The organism is Streptomyces sp. MH60 (assembly GCF_002939385.1).
Lineage (GTDB): Bacteria > Actinomycetota > Actinomycetes > Streptomycetales > Streptomycetaceae > Streptomyces.
The window spans coordinates 1-5,926 of record NZ_MULI01000154.1; the positions used below are offsets into that span (position 1 = coordinate 1).

Sequence of the window (5,926 nt, forward strand, 5' to 3'; positions counted from 1 at the left end):
GCCCCCCGTGCCCACGCTGGACGGAGCGCTGCGCGGCCCGGCCCCGGCCGGACCGCTGCCGGCCCGGCCGTCGGCCGCCGCCGGCGCACCGCCCCTCGTCCGCCAGCTCGTGCTCGCCCTGGTCTGCGCGACCTACGCCGTCGGTGCCGCGCTCGGCTGGGGCTCGCAGTACGTCGCCAAGATCATGGGCGACTTCGGCCTGAGCGCCGCCGCGGCGGCCGCCGCCGTCTCCTGCTTCCTCTACGCCCGCGGACGCCGAGTCCGTTTTCGACCCGCCTGGCTGCTCTTCGCCCTCTCCTCGGCGATGGCGTCCCTGGGCAACCTGGTCTGGGGGTGGTACGAGGTCGTGCTGCGGGCGCCGGTGCCCAGCCCCAGCTACGCGGACCTGTTCTTCCTGTGCTTCGCCCCGCCCGCCATCGTGGGACTGCTGGTGCTGGCCAAGCGGCCGGTGACCAAGGCCGGCTGGATCTGCCTGGGCCTGGACGCCTGGCTGATCGGCGGCTCGCTGCTCACCCTGGCCTGGAGCCTGGCGCTCGCCCAGGCGGCGAAGGCCGAGGGCGGGTCCAGCGTCGCGCACTCCGCCCTCTCGGTGGCGTACCCGCTGCTCGACATCGCGCTCGTCAGCATGGTGCTCGCGCTGCACTTCAGGCGGTCGCCGGTCTGCAGGTCCGCCGTCAACACCGCCATCGGCGCGCTGGCCCTGACGGTGATGTGCGACGCCCTGTTCACCTCGCCGCTGCTGCACAACAGCTACCGCTCCGGACAGCTCCTCGACGCGGGCTGGTTCGCCGGCTCCCTGCTGCTCGCGTACGCCCCCTGGGCCGCGTCCCGGCGCGGGCGGTCGGCGCCGGACGAGCGGGAGCCCGGCGGCCACACCCGCGTGGTGCGCGAGCACGTGCCCGGACAGCGCGGCGCCGGTCACCAGCCCACACCCGCCGTCGTACCGTCCGCCTCCGCCCCGCCCACCGCCCTGCCGGGGCCGGGACCGGGCGGCGAACGGGGCCGCTACCCGGCCGCCCGTCCCATCGCCGGGTCCCTGGCCGCGCTCACGCCGTACCTCGCGGCCGCCGTCTGCACCCTGGGCATCCTCTACAACGTGCTCAACGGCCGCAGCGTCGACCGCGTGGTGCTGCTGACCGGCGGCACCGTCGTGCTCGCGCTCGTCGTCCGGCAGGGCATCATGCTGCTCGACAACATCGTCCTCACCCAGGAACTGGCCCAGAAGGAGAACCACTTCCGCTCCCTGGTCCAGGGTTCGAGCGACGTCATCATGATCGCCGCGCCCAACGGCATCCTCCGCTACGTCTCCCCGGCCGCGGCCGGGGTCTACGGACGGCCCGCGGAGGACCTGGTGGGCACCGAACTGGCCGGGCTCATCCACCCCGAGGACCTCGGCTGCGTGGTGCACGAGGTGCGCCGGTTCCTGGCCGCCAGCCCGGTCGAGGAACCCACCACGCGCATCGAGTGCCGCTTCCGCTCCGGAGAGGGCGGCTGGCTCAACGTCGAGTCGACCGTCAACCGGCACCACGGCGGCCTCATCTTCAACAGCCGGGACGTCACCGAGCGCGTGCGCCTCCAGGCGCAGCTCCAGCACAACGCCGAGCACGACCCGCTCACCGACCTGCCCAACCGCGCCCTGTTCACCCGGCGCGTCCAGCAGGCCCTCTCCGGCCGCCGCGCCTCCGACCGGGGCGCCGCCCTGCGCGGCACGGCGGTGCTCTTCATCGACCTCGACGGCTTCAAGGGCGTCAACGACACCATCGGGCACCAGGCCGGGGACGAGCTGCTCGTCCAGGCGGCCCGCAGACTCCACGACGCCGTCCGCAAGGGCGACACCGCCTCCAGGCTGGGCGGCGACGAGTTCGCGGCCCTGATCGTCGGGGACGGCGCCCGGGACCGGGCCGCCCGCGAGGGCCACATCCGGGAGCTGGCCGACCGGCTCAGGCTCACGCTCTCCCAGCCCTACCTCATCGACGGCAACGAGGTCCGGGTCAACGCCTCCATCGGCGTCGCCTTCGCCGAACCGGGGCTGGGCGCGGGCGAGTTGCTGCGCAACGCCGACCTCGCCATGTACCGGGCCAAGGCGGGCGGCAAGGGCCGCGTCGAGCTGTACCGGCCGCAGATGCAGCAGGACGTCGTGCGCAAGGCGGAGCTGGCCACCCGGCTGCGCGCCGCGCTGCACGACGGGGAGTTCGCCCTGCTGCACCAGCCGGTGGTCTCCCTCACCGACGGCCGGATCACCTCGGTCTGCGCCCAGCCCCGATGGCGCTCCTCGCAGGGCGTGCTGTTCACCCCCGCCGAGTTCCTGCGGGTGACCGAGGAAGGCGACAGAACCGCCGAACTCGACCGCTGGGTGCTCCGCGAGGCCGTGGAGCAGGCCGCCGAACGCGCGGCGGCCGGGCTGTCCGTGACCGTGGCCATACGCATCGGCGCCCGCCGCCTGCTGGACCGCTCCATGCCGCTGGGCTCCGTGGAAGCCCTGCTGACCCGGCACGGACTGCCGCCCGGCTCTCTTGTGATCGAGCTGTCGGACATCGACCCACGGGTCGGCCTCGACGAGCTGGACCGCCGGCTGAACGCCCTGCGCCGGGTCGGTGTCCGGATCGCCCTGGACGGCTTCGGCAGCGGCTACGCGGCGATCACCGCGCTGCGGCGGCTGCCCGTGGACGTCCTCAAGCTCGACCGGGGCCTGGTCGAGGGTGTCGTGGAGTCCGCGCGACTGCACAAGATCACCAGCGGTCTGCTGCGCATCGCCACCGACCTCGGGCTGAAGTCCGTCGCCGACGGCGTCGACCTGCCCGAGCAGATCGTCGCCCTGCGCGCGATGGGCTGTACGCACGGACAGGGCATGGCGTTCTCCGGGGCCCTGGACGAGTACCGGCTGCGCAGAGCGCTCGGCAACGGCCACTACCCGGTGCCGCACGGACCGGCCGAACCGGCCTTCGCGGGCGGCGGCGCCGGGGTGTACACCAAGGGTGTCGGCGGCCCCGCCCCCGGCCAGGTCGTCGGCGGTGTCTCCGGGCTGCCGGCCGTCCTGAGCGGCGGCACGGCCCTCCGCTCACATAATGAGACTCCCGTCCCACCCACTTGACAGTGAGTGCGCGCCGGAGGGAAGGTCAGTGCCATGCGCACCCGAATTCTCGTACTTGGAAAGCGCGTCGGCTGAAGCTGGTGACGTCCGGACCGACTCGGACTCCCGCGACCCACACCCGGCGCGCTCCCCTCGCTTGCCTTATGGCACGAGGGGTTTTTTGTTGCACAGGCACCTGCCCGGCAGCAGCCACAGACCGCACGAACCTCGCAAAAACCCTCAGCATCGAGAAGAGAATGCCGATGACCGAGCAGGCCACCGGGGCACACCCGCAGCCCCGGCCCCGATCCGGAGGACAGTCCGCCCCCGAGCACGTCACGGGTGCGCAGTCCCTCATTCGCTCTCTCGAGGAGGTCGGCGCCGACACCGTATTCGGCATCCCCGGGGGCACGATCCTCCCGGCCTACGACCCGCTGATGGACTCCACCAAGGTGCGCCACGTCCTGGTCCGTCACGAGCAGGGCGCCGGCCACGCCGCCACCGGCTACGCGCAGGCCACCGGCAAGGTGGGCGTCTGCATGGCGACCTCGGGACCCGGCGCCACCAACCTGGTCACCCCGATCGCCGACGCCAACCTGGACTCGGTGCCCCTGGTCGCGATCACCGGGCAGGTGGTCTCCTCCGCGATCGGCACGGACGCCTTCCAGGAGGCGGACATCGTCGGCATCACCATGCCGATCACCAAGCACAGCTTCCTGGTCACCAAGGCCGAGGACATCCCCAGGGTGATCGCGCAGGCGTTCCACATCGCCTCCACCGGCCGCCCGGGCCCCGTGCTGGTGGACATCCCCAAGGACATCCTCCAGAAGAAGACCACCTTCTCCTGGCCGCCGGTCATGGACCTGCCCGGCTACCGCCCCGTCACCAAGCCGCACGCCAAGCAGATCCGCGAGGCGGCCAAGCTGATCTCCGCGGCGAAGCGCCCCGTGCTCTACGTCGGCGGCGGCGTCCTCAAGGCCCGGGCCACCGCCGAGCTGAAGGTCCTCGCCGAACTCACCGGAGCGCCCGTCACCACCACCCTGATGGCGCTCGGCGCGTTCCCCGACAGCCACCCGCTGCACGTGGGAATGCCGGGCATGCACGGTGCGGTCACCGCCGTCACCGCGTTGCAGAAGGCCGACCTGATCGTCGCCCTCGGAGCCCGCTTCGACGACCGCGTCACCGGCAAGCTGGACGGCTTCGCCCCGTACGCCAAGATCGTCCACGCCGACATCGACCCGGCCGAGATCGGCAAGAACCGCGCCGCCGACGTCCCGATCGTCGGTGACGCCCGCGAGGTCATCGCCGACCTGGTGCAGGCGGTCCAGAAGGAGCACGACGAGGGCAACCGGGGCGACTACACCGCCTGGTGGAAGGACCTGACCCGCTGGCGCGACACCTACCCCCTCGGCTACGACCAGCCCGAGGACGGCTCGCTCTCCCCGCAGCAGGTCATCGAGCGCATCGGGCAGCTGGCACCCGAGGGCACGATCTTCGCGGCCGGCGTCGGCCAGCACCAGATGTGGGCCGCCCACTTCGTCCAGTACGAGAAGCCCGCCACCTGGCTGAACTCCGGCGGCGCGGGAACGATGGGCTACGCGGTCCCGGCCGCCATGGGCGCCCAGGCCGGCATGCCCGACCGCACCGTCTGGGCGATCGACGGCGACGGCTGCTTCCAGATGACCAACCAGGAACTGACCACCTGCGCCCTGAACAACATCCCGATCAAGGTCGCCGTCATCAACAACGGCGCCCTCGGGATGGTCCGCCAGTGGCAGACCCTGTTCTACAACCAGCGGTACTCCAACACGGTGCTGCACTCCGGCCCGGACGACGTCAACCCGGAGGCCCGCGGCACCCGGGTCCCCGACTTCGTGAAGCTGTCGGAGGCCATGGGCTGCTACGCCATCCGCTGCGAGGACCCCGCCGACCTCGACAAGGTGATCGAGGAGGCCAACTCCGTCAACGACCGCCCGGTCGTCATCGACTTCATCGTCCACGAGGACGCGATGGTCTGGCCGATGGTCGCCGCCGGCACCTCCAACGACGAGATCATGGCCGCCCGGGACGTCCGCCCCGACTTCGGCGACAACGAAGACGACTGAGCGAGAGAGACCGAAGAGACCATGTCCAAGCACACGCTCTCCGTCCTGGTGGAGAACACCCCCGGCGTCCTGGCGCGGATCACCGCCCTCTTCTCCCGCCGCGGCTTCAACATCGACTCGCTCGCCGTCGGCGTCACCGAGCACCCCGACATCTCCCGCATCACCATCGTGGTGAGCGTCGAGGACTTCCCGCTGGAGCAGGTGACCAAGCAGCTCAACAAGCTCGTGAACGTGCTCAAGATCGTCGAGCTGGAGCCCACCCAGGCCGTCCAGCGCGAACTCGTTCTGGTGAAGGTGCGCTCCGACAACGAGACGCGCTCCCAGATCGTCGAGATCGTCCAGTTGTTCCGCGCCAAGACCGTCGACGTCTCCCCGGAGGCCGTCACCATCGAGGCCACCGGCAGCGGTGACAAGCTGTCCGCGATGCTCAGGATGCTGGAACCGTACGGCATCAAGGAACTCGTCCAGTCCGGCACGATCGCCATCGGCCGCGGCGCCCGTTCGATCACGGACCGCTCGCTGCGCGCACTCGACCGGTCCGCATAACGACGGAAACGGGCGGTCGCGGACACCGTCGGCCGCCCGTATTCCGAGACCCCGAAACTTCCCTTCCCCCCACCGGCATACGGTGGGACGCAACACCTGCACACAAGGAGAGAACCCAGTGGCCGAGCTGTTCTACGACGCCGACGCCGACCTGTCCATCATCCAGGGCCGCAAGGTCGCGGTCATCGGGTACGGCAGCCAGGGC

Annotated in this window: 3 protein-coding genes; all 3 read left to right on the forward strand. The window is 71.4% G+C overall.

Annotation, left to right across the window (positions count from 1 at the left end):
* On the forward strand, window positions 1-3,091 hold a 3,091-nt coding region (locus BZZ08_RS38005), incomplete at its 5' end, for a putative bifunctional diguanylate cyclase/phosphodiesterase (RefSeq protein WP_104636685.1).
* A 242-nt stretch (window positions 3,092-3,333) separates the two neighbouring features.
* Window positions 3,334-5,175 carry an acetolactate synthase large subunit gene (locus BZZ08_RS38010; protein ID WP_104636684.1) on the forward strand — a complete coding sequence of 614 codons (1,842 nt, stop codon included), beginning with the start codon at window positions 3,334-3,336 and terminating at the stop codon, window positions 5,173-5,175.
* A gap of 21 nt (window positions 5,176-5,196) precedes the next feature.
* Window positions 5,197-5,721: an acetolactate synthase small subunit gene (gene ilvN, locus BZZ08_RS38015; protein ID WP_052838449.1), complete on the forward strand. Its 525-nt coding sequence runs from the start codon at window positions 5,197-5,199 to the stop codon at window positions 5,719-5,721.
* Window positions 5,722-5,926: the final 205 nt, after the last annotated feature.